12 protein-coding genes and 1 tRNA gene are annotated in these 17,168 nt (G+C 47.8%); 11 read left to right on the plus strand and 2 right to left on the minus strand.

The genetic code is table 11. The features are described 5' to 3' along the window. Positions 1 to 82: 82 nt before the first annotated feature. Positions 83 to 159, minus strand: a tRNA-Val gene (locus tag KBW69_RS19820). A 475-nt stretch (positions 160 to 634) separates the two neighbouring features. Here KBW69_RS19820 and KBW69_RS19825 point away from each other — a divergent pair. After that, the gene (locus KBW69_RS19825) at positions 635 to 1,384 is read left to right on the plus strand and encodes a hypothetical protein (protein WP_257255619.1); all 750 of its coding nucleotides are present in this window, start codon (positions 635 to 637) and stop codon (positions 1,382 to 1,384) included. A gap of 171 nt (positions 1,385 to 1,555) precedes the next feature. On the opposite strand, the gene uvrB is transcribed toward KBW69_RS19825, so the two are convergent. After that, the gene (gene uvrB, locus KBW69_RS19830; protein ID WP_257255618.1) at positions 1,556 to 3,562 is read right to left on the minus strand and encodes an excinuclease ABC subunit UvrB; all 2,007 of its coding nucleotides are present in this window, start codon (positions 3,560 to 3,562) and stop codon (positions 1,556 to 1,558) included. A 406-nt stretch (positions 3,563 to 3,968) separates the two neighbouring features. On the opposite strand from uvrB, the gene KBW69_RS19835 reads away from it, so the two are divergent. The 10 genes from KBW69_RS19835 to KBW69_RS19880 all read left to right on the plus strand — a co-directional run. Further along, positions 3,969 to 5,117, plus strand: coding sequence for a pyridoxal phosphate-dependent aminotransferase (locus KBW69_RS19835; RefSeq protein WP_257255627.1), 1,149 nt, complete (start codon positions 3,969 to 3,971; stop codon positions 5,115 to 5,117). A gap of 218 nt (positions 5,118 to 5,335) precedes the next feature. Further along, entirely contained in the window at positions 5,336 to 5,536 is a 201-nt protein-coding gene (locus KBW69_RS19840; protein WP_257255617.1) for a DUF3955 domain-containing protein, read from the plus strand. A 200-nt stretch (positions 5,537 to 5,736) separates the two neighbouring features. Next, on the plus strand, positions 5,737 to 5,898 hold the full coding sequence (locus KBW69_RS19845; protein WP_257255616.1) for a hypothetical protein: 162 nt from the start codon (positions 5,737 to 5,739) through the stop codon (positions 5,896 to 5,898). 21 nt (positions 5,899 to 5,919) lie between these two features. Further along, the gene (locus tag KBW69_RS19850; protein WP_257255615.1) at positions 5,920 to 7,740 is read left to right on the plus strand and encodes a hypothetical protein; all 1,821 of its coding nucleotides are present in this window, start codon (positions 5,920 to 5,922) and stop codon (positions 7,738 to 7,740) included. 400 nt (positions 7,741 to 8,140) lie between these two features. Continuing rightward, positions 8,141 to 9,646: a peptide ABC transporter substrate-binding protein gene (locus tag KBW69_RS19855; RefSeq protein ID WP_257255614.1), complete on the plus strand. Its 1,506-nt coding sequence runs from the start codon at positions 8,141 to 8,143 to the stop codon at positions 9,644 to 9,646. Positions 9,647 to 9,850: 204 nt separating this feature from the next. Then, positions 9,851 to 10,897, plus strand: coding sequence for a hypothetical protein (locus KBW69_RS19860; protein ID WP_257276372.1), 1,047 nt, complete (start codon positions 9,851 to 9,853; stop codon positions 10,895 to 10,897). 155 nt (positions 10,898 to 11,052) lie between these two features. Beyond that, positions 11,053 to 12,702 carry a hypothetical protein gene (locus KBW69_RS19865; protein ID WP_257276371.1) on the plus strand — a complete coding sequence of 550 codons (1,650 nt, stop codon included), beginning with the start codon at positions 11,053 to 11,055 and terminating at the stop codon, positions 12,700 to 12,702. 616 nt (positions 12,703 to 13,318) lie between these two features. Further along, positions 13,319 to 14,590 carry a hypothetical protein gene (locus KBW69_RS19870; RefSeq protein ID WP_257281999.1) on the plus strand — a complete coding sequence of 424 codons (1,272 nt, stop codon included), beginning with the start codon at positions 13,319 to 13,321 and terminating at the stop codon, positions 14,588 to 14,590. A 197-nt stretch (positions 14,591 to 14,787) separates the two neighbouring features. Beyond that, positions 14,788 to 16,458, plus strand: coding sequence for a hypothetical protein (locus KBW69_RS19875; RefSeq protein WP_257282000.1), 1,671 nt, complete (start codon positions 14,788 to 14,790; stop codon positions 16,456 to 16,458). A 335-nt stretch (positions 16,459 to 16,793) separates the two neighbouring features. Continuing rightward, the coding region (locus KBW69_RS19880) for a hypothetical protein (RefSeq protein ID WP_257282001.1) at positions 16,794 to 17,168 on the plus strand (375 nt) is incomplete at its 3' end.

The following is a 17,168-nucleotide window of genomic DNA, read 5'->3' on the forward strand; positions in this document are numbered from 1 at the left end:
ATTTTTTTACGATTTTTTTACGACGCAAAAAAAGCCCACTGTGAAAAAATGGGCTTTTCTTTAGTGAAATCAATCACTTATATGGTAGGCGGTACTGGAGTCGAACCAGCGACCTTTACGATGTCAACGTAACGCTCTAACCAGCTGAGCTAACCGCCTGAAGCTGCTGCGTATGTTATCAACGCAGCTGAAAAATGCAAGCCCCGATGCCCGATTTATCTGATAGAAAATCAAACGCCTGGCTGGACCCGAAAATGATCAAAATACATACAAAGCAAAGCATGTATATAGCTAAAACCCGCTCAATCCTCTGTACAAAAAACGTTCATATTGTTGTCCCGATGAATATCTGACAACAGATTACGAACAGCTGTTTCCCCTGTTAAAGCAGCGCAGATATAAGCGCTTGGCTACTCTGGATGAATCCTGAACCGATTAGTTTTTTTAAGGACTGAGGATTAATCAATGCTCTCTGATTTGGGATTTTGAACTATTTCTTGTTTTTCAACTCAAATCTAATAAGTGATACATCTGTACCACTCAAGATCAATGACGTTTCGTAAGCCAACGCCTCAGGCAGAGTGACTCGAAGAGGTTATATTTTTATACCAAAAAAACTGATTAGGAGAAAAAAATGTTATTAATTAATAAAAAATCTTATCTAAAAACTGCCATTCTATTTCTTTTTGTTTTTACTTCCGGTGTCAGCACCGGTAACGCACAATCATTTGACCTTGAAGAAATAACAAAAAAATTTGGAAAAAGCGGTATTCATATAGAAGTTTCTACCTTTACGAGCACTAGCAGTACAGTGACGAAAAGCAAATCGGTTAATGGAAAATTAAAGCGTCATCAACAGATTAAAAGCAACTCATGCAATGGCAAGATAATTTCTACAGTTGATAAACCTAAAAGTCTGACTGCTAATGAATTTTATGCTGAGACGGGGCTGTTGACTATCAGCTCTGGCATAAAAAGTGGGAGCAATGAAATCAAGATTTCTTTCTTTGATCCTGATACAGGGCAGTCTTTAATGTTGACACTTTTCAATCAGCCACAATATTTTCAAATAACTCAGGCTATGGTTTCAAATAAGAAAAAAAGCACCAACAACATCATCTCAGTCAACAAAGCTGCAAGTGCTATTGATGGAAAAGTTAATTTACACTGGTCTGTCAAAGGCCCTTCTAAACGATTCAGTGTCTATGTTGGTAAAACGTTGCTGGCCAGCTTTAATACCCCCAACTTCCCGGTAAAAGAAATATTTATAGATAATGGTAGAGAGATGCTCATTGCTGAATTACAGGCCGCTTCAGGCCAACATTGCAAACTGCCCGGTGCGATGGGTCATGTTGAGGCTTTTTCTAAGAATTTTATCCATTAATATCGGTCAATCCCCCTACACGGTCTCTGTCAGGCAGTCTGGTTATCCTTTCAAAGACCGGGATGGCCTGTTGGTGCGAAAACTATAATCAGGCTGCCCGGCCTTTTAGTTTGAGTGCGTATTGGGGCTAAAGCTGTTCGTTTTTCTCACAGGCTTCGTTAAAGGCTAAAGTCATTTCAATACCCGATCCCTGAGTTTGGCCACCTGATCACGGACGGCTGCCGCTTCTTCAAACTCCAGGTTGCGGGCATGCTCCATCATCCTGTCTTCCAGCGTCTTGATCGTTTTAGCCAGTTCCTGAGCCGACAGTTCAGGGTGATAATCCGCTTTTGGTTCTGCCACCTTACGACTGGGTTGCCCTTTCTTCTTGCCGGGAATGACTGCGCCCTCAAGAATATCCGACACCGACTTATGGACACTCTTCGGTGTAATGCCATGCTCTTCGTTGTAGGCAAGCTGTTTATTACGACGACGTTCGGTTTCATCGATCGCCCGCTGCATTGAGCCCGTTATTTTGTCGGCATAAAGAATGGCCTTACCGTTGACATTACGTGCTGCACGACCAATGGTTTGTATCAGGGAGCGGTCGGAACGGAGAAAGCCTTCCTTATCGGCATCGAGAATGGCCACCAGAGATACTTCCGGCATATCCAGACCTTCCCTTAACAGGTTAATGCCCACTAGCACGTCAAAAGTACCTATCCGCAGGTCACGTATGATCTCAACCCTCTCTACAGTATCAATTCCAGAGTGCAGATAGCGGCAGCGAACACCGTTTTCATGGAGGTAATCGGTTAAATCTTCCGCCATACGCTTGGTCAGGGTGGTCACCAGGACTCTGTCGCCTTTAGCCACTGTTTTATTAAGCTCAGTAAACAAATCATCCACCTGAGTCGTGGCAGGACGAACTTCAATCTCCGGATCAACGAGCCCGGTAGGTCGAACCACCTGATCCACTATCTGCCCCTGATGTTCCGCTTCATATGGGCCGGGAGTCGCAGAAACAAAAATAGTTTGCGGGCGTCGTCCCTCCCACTCTTCAAATTTCAGGGGTCGGTTATCCAGCGCCGAAGGCAGTCTGAAGCCATATTCTACAAGCGTCTCTTTACGAGAGCGATCGCCTTTATACATTCCACCCACCTGGGGTACTGTGACGTGTGATTCATCAATCACACACAAGGCATTATCAGGAATATAATCAAACAGTGTGGGAGGTGCTTCGCCGGGCCGGGTACCGGACAGATAGCGGGAATAGTTTTCGATGCCGGTGCAGTACCCCAGCTCCAGCATCATCTCCACGTCGTACTTAACCCTTTGCTCCAGACGTTGTGCCTCCACCAGTTTATTGTTGTTTCTGAGCACTTCCAGACGTTCAACCAATTCTTCTTTAATAGTTTCTGTGGCCTCGAGAATAGTCTGCCGTGGTGTCACATAGTGAGTCTTGGGATAGATAGTCACCCTGGGCAGTTTTCTGAGCACTTCGCCGGTCAGAGGATCAAAGACACTGATCTCTTCTACCTCTTCATCAAACAGCTCCAGCCTGACGGCTTCTTTTTCAGATTCTGCCGGGAAGATATCAATGACGTCTCCGCGCACCCGGTAAGTTGCCCTTTTCAATTCCGTATCGTTGCGAGTGTACTGCAGCTCAGCCAGCCTGCGCAGAACTTCCCGCTGGTTAATTATTTCACCCCGGGAGATATGCAGCATCATCTTCAAGTACGACTTAGGATCACCCAGACCGTAAATTGCTGAAACCGTCGCAACAATAATCGCGTCGTCCCTCTCCATTAACGCTTTGGTGGCAGAAAGCCTCATCTGCTCTATGTGCTCATTCACCGAGGCATCTTTCTCGATAAAGGTGTCTGAGCTGGGTACGTACGCCTCAGGCTGATAGTAGTCGTAGTAGGAAACAAAGTACTCAACCGCATTGTCGGGAAAAAACTCCTTGAATTCGCCATACAATTGCGCAGCCAGGGTCTTGTTATGGGCCATTATAATGGCGGGTCTCTGCAGCTTTTCAATGACATTGGCAATAGTGAAGGTTTTTCCTGAACCGGTCACCCCGAGCAATGTCTGGCAGGCCAGTCCCGAATGAATGCCCGCCAGCAGCTTTTCAATAGCTTCAGGCTGATCCCCGGAAGGCTGGAATTTTGATGATACCTTGAATGACTTTCCCATATGTATCCACTGGCAGAAGCTTTTAAAACCATCGTTGATTATAAACAGCCCCGGACCTTAAATGCAGCCTGAGAACACTGCACTTAATCAGAAAAAGCAGGCAAAAACGGCGCGTCACAAAAATACAAACAGAGTTTCGGTTTTCAGATGGCGCAGTGAAGAGGGCTTGTGTATTATGCCCATTGCTGATGCATGATTCCCCGGCAAGTCTGCTTGTCAATCTTATAGAGTTCACACCGGAATCAGTGTCAGTCAGGGGTCTGGCTTAGAAGTGCGCCAGGAGCCTGTCTGATTTCATACGGGTTTGAACGAAACTGAGGCGCAATCCCGCTCCCTTCAGGGGCGAGTAGTTCACTAACGATTAACGAGGAACATCGTGACTGGTCAACCTTCCCACCGCGTTCAGATGGTCAAACCATCACCTACCATGGCAGTCACTGCCCGTGCCGCTGAACTTCGCGCTGCCGGTCAAGACATTATTGGCCTGGGTGCCGGTGAACCCGACTTCGATACTCCTGATCACATCAAGGCAGCTGCGATCAAGGCTATTAACGAAGGAAAAACCAAGTACACTGCCGTTGACGGTACTGTAGAACTGAAACAGGCCATTATTAACAAGTTCAGGCGCGACAATGGTCACGAATACGCGCCAGACCAGATTCTGGTTTCCTCCGGTGGTAAACAGAGCTTCTTCAATCTCTGTCTGGCGCTGATCAACAAAGGGGATGAGGTCATTATCCCTGCCCCTTACTGGGTTTCCTACCCGGATATGGTGACGATTGCTGAAGGTGTCCCGGTGATCGTCAAGGGCAGCCTGGAGAACCGTTTCAAACTGACTCCGGAGCTGCTTGAAGCAGCCATTACCCCAAAAACCAAACTGGTTGTTCTGAACAGCCCGTCCAACCCTTCCGGTACCGCCTACACCCGTAAAGAGCTGGAAGGTCTGGCCGCTGTTTTGCTGAAGCACCCTCATGTTATGGTGGCTACCGATGACATGTACGAGCACATCCTCTGGAGCGATGAGCCATTCTGTAACATCCTGATGGCCTGTCCGGAACTGTACGACAGAGCTATTGTTCTGAACGGTGTCTCCAAGGCTTACTCCATGACCGGATGGCGTATTGGTTATGCCGGTGGTCCCGCCTGGCTGATCAAGAACATGAAAAAGATTCAGTCCCAGAGCACCTCCAACCCCTGCTCTGTTGCTCAGGCTGCCGCTACTGAAGCTCTGGCCGGCTCTCAGGAGTGCGTAAAGGAGATGCTGGTCTCTTTCAAAAAGCGTCATGACTATGTCGTAAGTCGTCTGAAGAAGCTGCCAGGTGTTACCACCATTGAAAGTGACGGTACATTTTACACCTTCCCTGACTTCAGCGAAGCCATGCAGAAGCTGGGCCTTGAAAAAGACACCCAGCTGGCAGAAATGCTGCTGGAAAAAGGCGTTGCCCTGGTGCCGGGTTCAGCCTTTGGCATGGAGGGCTGTATGCGTCTTTCCTATGCCACCAGCGATGAAGCCCTGAAAAAAGCCCTTGACCGAATGGAAGCTGCCCTAAGCTAAGCTTTCTCATTCCCCCTGCCAGCATTCATTTCGAATGCTGGCTCTGTGGGTCAGCGTTGAACGGGATACCCTGTTCAACTCAACCGTAACACATCTTTTGAATCATACGACCCTATGCTTAAGGAGTAGATGTACTGTCTTGATAATAAATCCAATAGCCAGAGTTAGTTTTCTGAGCAGACGCTTAAACACCCAAAAGCCAGAGCATTGAGGTTTTGATGAACTTTTTCCACAAATACAAGCTAAGTATTCTTTTGAGTTTATGCGGCATAGGCTGTCTGGTCGCATACCATGCTATCGGTGCATACATCAATAAAGATGGAGTATTAATCGAGTCGTTCGGCTTTCTACCTTTATTCTGGATTTTTCAACTACTGGCTTTGGTGGTACTAACTATCAGCTTTTTCAGGTCCAGATGAGCCAACCAAATTTTAACTCCGTCGGTATTTTCAGTTCAGACAATAGGAGTTCAGCAGCGACTGAACCATTCTAAAACCCTTGTTAACGGACGACAGCACACTGCTCTGCGTGCCAACCCGGAAAAGGATTCAGGTGAGTCAATAAAAACACTTTCTCAGCTCACAAAAACCAATACCAAAGCGGGCAAAAAGTTTTTAATATGAGCGAAGCCGGAGAGCATGGACAGCCACGGCCGTACAGAAAGGTCTACAAAAATACTCAAGCCCTGTCGGACCATAAAAGAACGCATCGAAAACGCAAGCCTGCTGATGCGAACCAGAACAATGGCTTAAGCCCCAAGAAAGGTAAAGTGAATCAGTAACGATCTGGCAGCCACTCTTTCATGAAGTTTGCTCCGGCATCATCTATCCTTCCTCTCCGTCAACCAGAATGCAAGGATAGAATTATTAAACACCCACTCTATGCCAAACATCTGTTGCTGCTGTTTCTACTGTTGTCGTCTGTCGTTTGTCAGGCCGAACCATTGACAGGACGTTTTATGATCGAGCCGGGATCAGGTTTGCCGCCCGATGACAAACGACACAGGGTTAGCAGTTACAGAGTTAATCGGGTTGCTTACGAGCTGATTCTGACAGCCAGAAATGTCCATTTAAGCTCCGTTCTTTTTTCATGTTATTCACGGCTAACTATAGAAATAGTTGTCCTTGTCAGTTGGCTTATGCTGACAAAGGGAGATTGCCCGTTTGTGACCACCACTATGATGGCGGCTTCCGGAGATAACCCACCACAAGACCCGGCCTCAGGGTCATCCTGCCAGGGAACCCCGGGGACAACCTGCTATTCTACACGCTTTTTCACCTGTCTCGAGCGTTCTGGCTCAGGCGGGGATAACAGAGACCCTCAACGACACTCGCATACTTTAGGTTTAAATTGTTTCGTCCATCCCTGTTATGGCGTTTGTCAGTTCCGACCATCAGGAGCAACATCCATTGATCCTGAGATCGCTGCACACCCCCAACCCATCTCACCTTTACAGATAGGGATTGATATTGCTGATATCCAGCCCCCATGGAATTTTGACTCACCGACCAATAGCGAGAACCACTTAAATGATACCGCCATGGATGAGATCGAAATACCGGAGAATTTTTCGTTCACCTCTGATGATTTTGCACAGATCGATGAATGGCTCGACCCAGAGAAGCCTTTTGAAGAAATCGAAGCTTCCCTGACACTCAGCCATTCAGAAACACAACAAACAGCAACCGAATCAACCCGATTGTGCCAGGGCCAGCCGCATCTTTCACAGCCAGACGCAATACAAGCCACAGAGCACAGCGGACAACGAGCCTGTAAAGTGACTGTGGTCGGTGGGAATGGTCAGCCGCAGCCGTGCGGGAAAGTCTTCAAGAATGCTCAAACTCTGGCGACTCATAAATACCAATACCACAGCGGGCAACAAACCTGCGAGGTGAAGATAGTCTCACAAGGTGGCCGGGCGCAAACCTGCGGGCAGATTTTTAAGAATATAAAAGCTTTGTCGGCTCACAAAAATCAATACCACACCGGGCCAAGAGTCTGCGACGTGATTCTGGTCGGAGTGCATGTTCCGCCACGGCCGTGCGGAAAGGCCTACAAGAGTGCCTTAGCTCTATCGGTTCACAAAAGACAATGCCATACCGGGCAAAGAATCTGTGACGTTATCCTGGTCGGAAAGGATGGCCAGCGGCGACCATGCGGAAAGGTTTACAAAAATGTCCAATGTCTATCGGCTCACAAAAGCCAATACCATACTGAGCAAAGAGTCTGTGATGTGAGCGTAGTCTCAGGGCATGGTCAGCCACGGCCTTGCGGAAAGGTCTGCAAAAATGTTCAAGCCCTGTCAAATCACAAAAGAAAAGAACACACCGCGCAGCAAACCTGTGGCGCAACCGTAGCCGGAAAGGATGGCCAGCCGCGGCCATGCGGGAAGGTCTGCAAGAATAGCAAAGTTTTGTCGGCTCACAAAAGCAAATGCCACACCGGGCAAAGGGTTTGTGACGTGACCCTGGTCTCAGAGGATGGCCAGCCGCGCCCCTGCGGGAAGCTTTGCAGGAATGGTCAAGCCCTGTCGGACCATAAAAGAACGCATCGAAAACGCAAGCCTGTTGATGCGGGCCAGAACAATGGCTTCTGCCCCGAGAAAGGTAAAATGAATCAGTAACGCTCTGACAGCCACTTTTTCATAAAGTTTGATCCATGATCACTTTGGCAATGTTGTTGACTTTTGACCTGAGCTCATTCAGTCCAACTGTTCAAAGGCCGTAAGCGTTGATCTAACCCTTCTAAGTAGTAATAATAAGGTCCAGCCATTGGTTCAGGATACCCCCTAAAAAAGCCCTTGTTCTGATGCCGAATGCAGCCTCAGGAATAGAAGACTGCATGCGTCTTTCTGACTTTTTTTCGGCAGAAGCCATATGAATAAGCTATATAAAAGACTCGTGTAGTTTTTTGATCTGATCACCTCAATGCCCTTTACCAAGCTCTTTAGATTCAGAATCCGCAGTTGGCTGCGAAAAGCTCAATGTACCCCGACCTGCTTACTGTTGGCCTGCAGTGTTTCCATGCCTTGCCTGTCTCAGCCTCTGGAAAGAGGTCTGCTGGCTAGCCCTAAATCCCTGCACCCTCACTATTTCGGCGGTTCTCCCGGTGCCCAGGTGCTCAAAGATGTTTTTGAAGGTTTAATGGTACAGAACAAAAACGGTGAACCCGTGCCCGGCGTTGCCAGCAATGTTGAACGCGATCCTGATGGCATCCGGTACACCTTTATCATCAGGGAAAATCTGAAATGGTCCGATGGCAGTGCCCTCACGGCTGAAGACTTTGTCCGTAGCTTCAGGGCACTGGCCGACCCTGAACGCCGAGCCACCTACCGCTGGTACTTGAAAGCCGCGAAAATTACAGGAGCCGAACAGGCTCTCAATGGCAAACCCGAGGCACTGGCGGTCAGGGCATACGAAAATAAACTCATCATCGATCTGGATCAGCCTGCACCTTACTTTCTGGACTTGATGACCTTCCCCAGCTTTCTCCCTGTCCATAAGATTAATCTCAAAGACGACGCCTCAACCATTCCGGTCACCAACGGTCACTTCCGGATTGATCAGGTAATTCCGCAAACCCGTATTAAATTAATCAGCAACCCCCATTACTTCCGTCATCTGAGTAGTGACCTGAAACAGATCAATTATCAGGTTATTCCATCAGTCCATCGTCAGGTAGAAGAATTTGAAAACCACTCACTGGATGTAACGGCTCAGTTGCCAGCGCTGCATATTGGGGAGTTAAAGAAAAAGCACCCTGTGTCTGTGTTTGAAGACCAGGTTCTATCCACCGCCAGCCTGATAGTCAGCCCCAAAGTGAAAGCCCTGCAAAACATAAAAGCAAGACAGGCTCTATCGATGGCAATTGACCGGGATACACTGGTCAAAAAGATATTCCCTCACAGTCGTACCACACCAGCCTGCAGTTTCGTGCCTCCTCATACACGGGACTTTAATCCAGACCCAGCCAACTGCAAAAAACTGTTGGACAACCCGGATCGTAACGAACAAGCCATTAAGTTACTGGCAGAATCAGGTATTAAAGGGAGTGATATAAAGCTGACTATATTATCCAGCCCCAGGTACAACTCTCTGGATGTTCTGCCAGAGATCTGCCATCAGATTAACAGCACACTGGGCACCTCCCTGAGCAGTAAGAATGAAGAATGGGATAGTTACCTGGAGCGGATATCCAAAGGAGACTTCGAACTGGCATGGTATGAATGGTTAGCCGATTACAATGATGCTACGGCTTTCCTGACCCCCCTGACCGAAAGTCAATTGTTTGGCCCTTTCAGGGATCCAGCCTATCTCAGGGAACTCTCACTGGCTGCGAGCAAGAAAACCGCTGTGGCCCGTTTACCAAACTATCAGAATGCTGAAGCCATTCTGGCCAAAGAATTACCACTGATCCCTGTTCTCCACCCTTCCCGGGTAACACTCGTCAACCCTGATATTGGTGGCTTCTACTCCACCAATCCTGAAGGCTGGGTCCATAGTTGGAACCTTTACCGTATACTTGACTGACCCGATGAGGAGTGGGCAGTGTTTCCGGTCTTTTCATCCGCCCCCTATACTGAGAGAGATTACTTATGCTTTCCAGACTTAAGAGGGTGACACAGCAGCAAACAAAGCTGAGTCACTTTCTTGCGCTGTATCAGTTAAGCGCAGCACTTTTGCGATAGCCTTTGTAATGAAAGGCTTCATAACAGATACGAGAATAAAGCCATCATGGATAGATCCAGACTCGAAACACAAGCCCCTCAATTCAACCCTGTCTCTGAAAAAAAATTCGAACAGTCGCAGAAAACCGGCCTGTTTGGACGCTGGAAAGTCAAACTTTCCAAGTCTGTGGGCAAATATTCTCCCCAAAAGGCGGCTTTGAAAACCACCCCCCATAAAAAACTCGAACAGCGGGAAATCAGAAAACTGGCCACCAACAGCAAACCTCCCACAGATCCCAAAGCGCTCAGATCTATGGCCATTGATGCCCAACTGGCCGCTTACCCCTATCACCGCTCCCTGGAAAAAATCAGTGCAGCCGGAGAGATTCACAAACCGGAAAAAGAGGATTTTGCTGCTCACTGGCAACCCTCTGAGGAGATAGCAAAACAGATATCCGATGGGACGGGATTGACCTTAAGCACCGAGGAACCCGGATTCCTGTATGACAAGAAAACAGGACTCACAGCTTACGTTCTTACCAATCCTGAGCTTAAAGAAGTCCGCCTGGTCTTTGGCGGTACAACATCCGGACTCGCTGCAGGAGAGCTCCTCGAACGTTCCAGAAAAAACATCCGGTTTTCAGGCAAGCAATGGCAAGCCAATATCAAGAATCTCCTGGGAACAGGCATCCCCGACAGTTATAAACAAGCCAAAGCCCTGACCGCCAATATTATGAAAAATATGCCTGTAACGCCTGAAGGCGAACCTTTTTCTCTGAAACTTAACGGCCATTCCAAGGGGGGAGCAGAAGCAAGCTACGCAGCGCTTTCCATGGAGCCCCCCATCGAAGCCGTTTGCTTCTCAAGCGCAGAGCTCAGTCGCGCAGCCTTATCGGACATTCCCAGAGAAAACCTGGCCAGTGCTCATGAGAAAGTCACCCATTACACTATCAGCAAAGACCCGGTGACTCTCGCAGGAAAGTTTATCAGTGGTCTGTCCCATACTGGCGAAGTCATCACTCTTCCTGCCAAACATGCCTATAGTTCATTTCTGGATCGGCATGACAAATTCACAAAACATATTGAGCACTATGCTAAAAATGCCTCTCTGTAAGCCTTTTAACGTCTGAAAAATCAGAGCTAACCCCAGGCAAATCTATCGAAAAAGCGATAAACAGGAAAACCGGTCTTTTTTCTTGATACAGATTAATGGATAAGTATAAATACAGCGTCTAGGCTTCCTATCGACATTTGCCGGGAGTCCAGAACATGATCAAGCTGCAGCATTTTTTGGCCGGATTCATCGCCCCAGTATTCCTGTTACACGCTCTGATTGTTGAGGCTCAGACGCCGACAACCATTTCTACAGCGAGCCTTCCGACGTCATTGTGCGACTCTCTTACGGGTCAGGCGGAAGGGGTTCAGAAACGGCTGACCCAGTATGGAAAACTTGTTAAAGGACGACGGTGCGTTATTCTCCGTGCCGACCCGGCAGAGGATTTGGCTGAGTTGGTAAAACAAACTCCTGAGAACACCGTTATTTTGCTCTCCTCCGGGACTTCTGCCGGAGTGACGCCCTCTTCATCTATGGCGCCTGCTCCATCCCCAGCGGCTTCTTCAGTCGTGATGCCTTCCTCATCCGTTGTCCCCGCACCCGCTAAAACTCCGGTTGAGTATTCTGTTGACAGTGTAATAGTTTTGAAGAATGGTCAGGACATTATCGGAGCGGCTGATGAGGGTTTTGAAATCGTCATCAGGGATCGGCCAGATTTTCAACACAAGCATATACTCAGGGTCGGAAGTACTGAGCAATTCAAGCCAAAAGAAACGAAAAACAGCCATATAAGACACATTACTTTCAAGCCAACACGAAATAATAAACGCGTCCCCATTGATTCCATTGTTTTTGCAGAGTGCTTCAACCGGAAACTGGTTATAGAGGATAACGTATTCTATCTGCCTGTTAAGGCCGCCGTCACTCTTGATTGCAAGGAATTTACGGTTGCCTCTGATAAGGACCGGCCCAAGGGTCCATGCATGGAATTCGCTAATAACAGGGTCATAGGTGAAAGGTACAACTCGATTGACGACAAAATTTTCCCCTATTTTATTCCGAATCAAGGGATATTTATTAATCTTCCTGCCATCGTGAACCAGTCAGAGCGAATATCGATTATTGGGAACAGTTTCGAAGGCAACATGGCAGAAGCGGCTGAGTTCAAAATTGGGGCCGGGTCCAGTATCAATGTTTTCAAAAACACTATCAACATTTCCAATGCCGGCAACACCACCCGCGACTCTGTTCGCAAAGGGGGGTTCGTTCTGGCAGGGCCGACAGAGTCCATAGGAGTCCCACCTGCTTTTTTCCTGGCTGGCAATCAGATCAAGGTAACACGAACCGCCATAACCGTCAGGGGACAGCTCGGCCTGACCTTTGCCTGTAACCACCTGCAGGCAGTTAATCCCTGGTGGCAACCCCAAAAACAATTCGTCCTGAAGGCACTTCCGGTACCCTTGGGAAAAGCGGCGGAAGTGTGCAGTGGCAGTGTGAGCTCAACCGCTGTTATGCCAACACACACATCAAATCCAACGGTTGTCATGACAACCTTCACTCCAAATCCAACGCATGCTATGTCAACCCTCACACCAAATTCAACGGTTGTCATGTCAACTCCGGATGCAGGCAGCCGTTTTGCAAGTACCTGGAAGGCAATAAATAGCTCCCTCGCCACTGCCTGTAGCGGACTGGTCAACTTCGAAGGCCAATTCTTCTTTGAATCAGAAGTCTGCCAGACAATTTCTCTGCCTCTTGCTCCTGTTAACAGCACGACAGAGATCCCCGCGCCGTCAACAGGTTCAACTTCAGTCGCTACCCCTTTGGCTGTCATGGCTGGTCTATTCATATTGTTGAATCTATAACCTGAACGAATTCATCTCTTCGATAGTATGCATTCCCATGCAAAGGAGACTTATTCAAACCTGTGGTTTTCGGACTCTGGCAGCCTGTCGGACTTAAGGCTGTCCTGCGCGGCCACTGCTCCTGCGTTGCTCTGGCTCCTGCATCCATGCGCCATGCGGTTGCAATAAAATAAAAAATTTCCAGCAATCCTCGTCGGACGCTCAAGTCCGACAGGCCGCCAGCTTGGGAACCCATACATCATCCCAGGCATTTCAGGATCCCAGAGCAAAAAACGAGTGATATTGATGGATAAGTATAAATACAGTGTCTAGGCTTCCTAATCTACAATTTTTGGAAGTTCTGAAAATGATAAATTTAAAGCATTATCTAACCCGGCTAATTATCCCTTTATTCCTGTCACAAGCTCTGAGTTTACAAGCCCGGACGACGGCTCAATCTCCAATCGCAATCGCAATCGCAACCTCACACTCTACAACAGCTCCTCCAACGGTATCGTGCAATTCTCTTGCAGGGCATACGAGGGGGGTTCAGCAGCGGCTACTCCAGTACAGTCACCTTGTTCCTGGAAGACAGTGCTTTGTTCTCAGTGCCAACCCGACGGAAGATTTAGATCAGTTGATCAACCGGCTTCCTGAAAACACCGTGATACTGCTCTCCTCCAAAACTGACCCTGCAGTGACAACGCCTTCTCCAGCCATTTCCCCTGCACCTGACAAGACCCCGGTTGAATACTTTATTGGCAGTGAAATACGTTTGAAAGATGGGCAGGTCATTATAGGTGCTGCTGATGACGGCTTTGACATTGTCATCAGGGATCGGCCAGGATTTACAGACAAACATTTAATCAAGGTAGGAACCACTGATAACTTCCAGTTTGGCGAAACAAGAGACAGCCACATAAGACACATTACCTTCCGGCCAACTCGAGAGAATAAACACCTCTCAATCGACTCCATTGTTTTCTCAGAGTGCTATAACCGAAAACTCATTTTAGAAGAAAATGTATTTCATCTTCCTGTCAAGGCCGCACTTGACTTTGATTGCAAGCAATCTCTCGATGCATCTTCCGATGCTACGCGCCCCGGTCCGGGCCTGCTGTTCGCCAATAACACGCTCATAGGCACGAGCTTCAAAAGTTTGACCAAAACACTTGTTCCAGAGAAAGGTATATCTATTAATCTGCCCGCCATCAGGCATCAGGAAAAGAGATTAGTTGTTGCGGGCAACACATTCCGGGGCAAAATGGCAGAAGCGGGTGTCTTCAGACTTGGTCCGGAATCTCGTATGGAGATCTTCAAAAACACCGTCGACATTACCAATTACGGCAGAATAGGACGCCCGGCGGTTCGCAAAGGTGGTTTCGATCTAATAGGCCATACCGATATCAATGCAAAACCTCCTCTCTTTAATCTGGCTGGCAATCAGATTCGAGTGACAGCAACAGCTGTCACTGTCAACGGTCAGCTTGAACTGGTTCTGGCGTGTAACCACCTGCAGGGGTTCAATTCGTGGTGGCAACCCCAACCACAATTCCTCTTGAAATCAATACCAGCAACATTTGAAGAGATAATGGAAAAGTGCCAAAACGTTCCGGGTTCAAACGTTATCGTACCAACTCCTTATACAAGCAGTCAGCTTGCCAACACCTGGACTGGCACAAAATATTCCTCGGATACTGCCTGCACTGGATTAGTCAACTTCGAAGGGCTTTTCTTCTTTGAAAAAGACCACTGCCAGACAGTCACTCCGCACTCTACTTCCAGTACACATCCCTATACTAAAAAGTCTTTTGATATCAATACAGCCCCCTATTCATCATCGAGAGCCAAAGAACTAATTGCTGCTACGGTTGTGCTGAGCGCTCTGGCTCTGTTGTGCATTAAATAGTTTAAAATAGCTTTGCCAGACTCCTGTTCCCATGTTTTCAGGCTCTGTAGGTAACAACATGGGAACGATCAAAAATACTAAAGAAAGGATAGACAGAAAGGATTCATCTATTCTCTCAATGCATCCCAATCATATTAATGGATAAGTACCAGGGCAGCGTCCAGGCTTCCTATCTTGAATTCTTTGGAGTCCGGAAAATGATCAAGCCACTGCATCATTTAACCAGATTAATCGTGCCTGTATTTCTGTTCCAGGCTTTGAACCTGCAAGCTCAGACGACTCGGCCTCCAACCACCTCTCCCCCTCAACCGGTATCATGCAACTCTCTTACAGGACAGACTGCTGGCGTCGAGCGGCAGCTGAAACAATACAGACATCTGGTTCGCGGACGACAGTGCGTTGTTTTCAGTGCCGACCCGACAGAGAATTTAAATAAGTTGATAGAACGGATTCCAGAGAACACCGTTATACTGCTCTCTTCCCACACGACGATTCCACCCAAGCCCCCCGGGTCGGGTAACACCCCAATTAACTACTTTATTAGTAGTGCAATCGTTTTGCAGGACGGTCAGGACATTATTGGAGCTCCCGATGACGGCTTTGATATCATCATCACGAATCGCAAAGATCGTGTCATTCATACTATGGTCAAGGTTGGATCCGATAAAAGTTTCCAGTTTTCAGAAACAAGAGACAGTCATATAAGACACATTACTTTCCTGCCTACGGGACCTAAGTACAAAAGTTCAGTTAACGTCACCATCTCCGCAGAGTGCTTTAACCGGAGACTGATTGTAGAAGACAACGTATTCTATGTGCCTTTTGTGAGTGCGGTTTACCTTAACTGCGTAGCACCACTGTATACCAATAGCGTGAACCCGGGCCCGGGCTTGCGGTTCGCCAACAATACGCTTGGAGGTGTCATTATTCCATCGTGGGCAGGCAGCTCAATTCCTGAAAAAGGGATATACATTAACCTCCCTTTTATCCATAACCTGTCACAGAGGCTTGCTGTTATCGGGAACACATTCCTGGGAAAAATAGCAGAGGCAGGTGAATTTATTCTTGGACCCGGAAGCCGTTTAGATGTCTTCGGAAACAAGGTCAACATTTCCAATATCGGTATTACCTTTCGCAATTTAGTTGCTGCAGGGCAATCACTACGGGGCGGGTTCGCTCTCTCAGGTCCTGCCTATAGCGGTAGGCCTCCTCTCTTTAATCTGGCAGGCAATCAGATTCAGGTAACAGCAACAGCTCTAATCGTCAGTGCACGCCTTGAACTGGCCTTGGCTTGTAATCACCTGCAGGCAGTGAGTCCGTGGCAGCAACTTCGACCACAATTCAGGTTGAAAGCTGTTGATCCATCATCACTGACAGATAAGTGCAATAGACTAATGAGTTCATCCGTTGTCATACCAACTCCGGACGCAACCGCTGTTATGCCAACTCTAAACTCAACCGCTGTTATGCCAAGCCCGAACGCAACCGTTGTCATGTCAACACCCAATCCCTATCCAATCAGCCGGATCGTGAACACCTGGACGGCCATGAATGGCTCCAGTGCCACCGCTTGCAGTGGACTGTTCAACGTCGAAGGCCAGTTCTTGTTTGACTCAGAAGTCTGTCATGCGGTCGCTGCACCCTATAATTTTACGATTACCAAGACGCCATCCAGTATCAGCACGATTTACGATACCGTCACCACATACAGTGACCTCGCGGCGTACAGTAACATCAAAACTTACGATGACGTCACGACTTACAACAGAAGCCGTATAGCCCCCACTTCATCAGCAGGCGCAAGCGCAGTCACGACGGGTTTGGGGGTTATAACCACCCTGGCGACATTGTTGTCTCATAAATATTGAACCCAGGCTGTTTTACCCGGGAGACCCGGGCGTGATCAATACCCTCAGCCTACATTTAAATACCAGGACGGCCATCAATCACTCCACTGCGAGTGGCAGCGGTCTCCCATTCATCAGCAGATGCAACGGTCGTGACAACTGCTGGGTGTCACGATCACTCTTTATGACCGCTCTGGCCCTGTCGTTAAATCGATAACCTCAACTCACCTCTGCGGTTTAAAGATGCTGCCACAAAGGTAACCAACGATTATCCTGAAATATTTTAAAGATATTAATGGATCGGTATAAATACATAGACTAGGCTTCCTATCGACACTTGCCCGGGAGTCCTGAAAATGATTAAGTTGCAGGGTTATTTAGCTCAGTTAATCGCTCCTCTGTTCCTCCTGCAGACTCTGAATCTGGAAGCTCAGAACGCGACTCAAACAACCTCTGCTCAAACAACCTCTGCTCAAACAACCGCTGCTAAAACAACCTCTGCTAAAACAACCTCTGCTAAAACAACCGCTGCTAAAACAACCTCTGCTAAAACAACCGCTGCTAAAACAACCGCTGCTCAAACAACCACTGCTAAAACAACCGCTGCTCAAACAACCACTGCTAAAACAACCGCTGCTAAAACAACCGCTGCTAAAACAACCGCTGCTAAAACAACCACTGCTAAAACAACCACTGCTAAAACAACCACTGCTAAAACAACCACTGCTAAA

Source organism: Endozoicomonas sp. ISHI1 (genome assembly GCF_024606225.1).
Classification (GTDB): domain Bacteria; phylum Pseudomonadota; class Gammaproteobacteria; order Pseudomonadales; family Endozoicomonadaceae; genus Endozoicomonas_A.

Coding starts and splice junctions, on each gene's coding strand:
- KBW69_RS19825 (WP_257255619.1), top strand. CDS start 635: ATGTTATTAATTAATAAAAAATCTTATCTAAAAACTGCCATTCTATTT.
- uvrB (WP_257255618.1), bottom strand. CDS start 3,562: ATGGGAAAGTCATTCAAGGTATCATCAAAATTCCAGCCTTCCGGGGAT.
- KBW69_RS19835 (WP_257255627.1), top strand. CDS start 3,969: ATGGTCAAACCATCACCTACCATGGCAGTCACTGCCCGTGCCGCTGAA.
- KBW69_RS19840 (WP_257255617.1), top strand. CDS start 5,336: ATGAACTTTTTCCACAAATACAAGCTAAGTATTCTTTTGAGTTTATGC.
- KBW69_RS19845 (WP_257255616.1), top strand. CDS start 5,737: ATGAGCGAAGCCGGAGAGCATGGACAGCCACGGCCGTACAGAAAGGTC.
- KBW69_RS19850 (WP_257255615.1), top strand. CDS start 5,920: ATGAAGTTTGCTCCGGCATCATCTATCCTTCCTCTCCGTCAACCAGAA.
- KBW69_RS19855 (WP_257255614.1), top strand. CDS start 8,141: ATGCCTTGCCTGTCTCAGCCTCTGGAAAGAGGTCTGCTGGCTAGCCCT.
- KBW69_RS19860 (WP_257276372.1), top strand. CDS start 9,851: ATGGATAGATCCAGACTCGAAACACAAGCCCCTCAATTCAACCCTGTC.
- KBW69_RS19865 (WP_257276371.1), top strand. CDS start 11,053: ATGATCAAGCTGCAGCATTTTTTGGCCGGATTCATCGCCCCAGTATTC.
- KBW69_RS19875 (WP_257282000.1), top strand. CDS start 14,788: ATGATCAAGCCACTGCATCATTTAACCAGATTAATCGTGCCTGTATTT.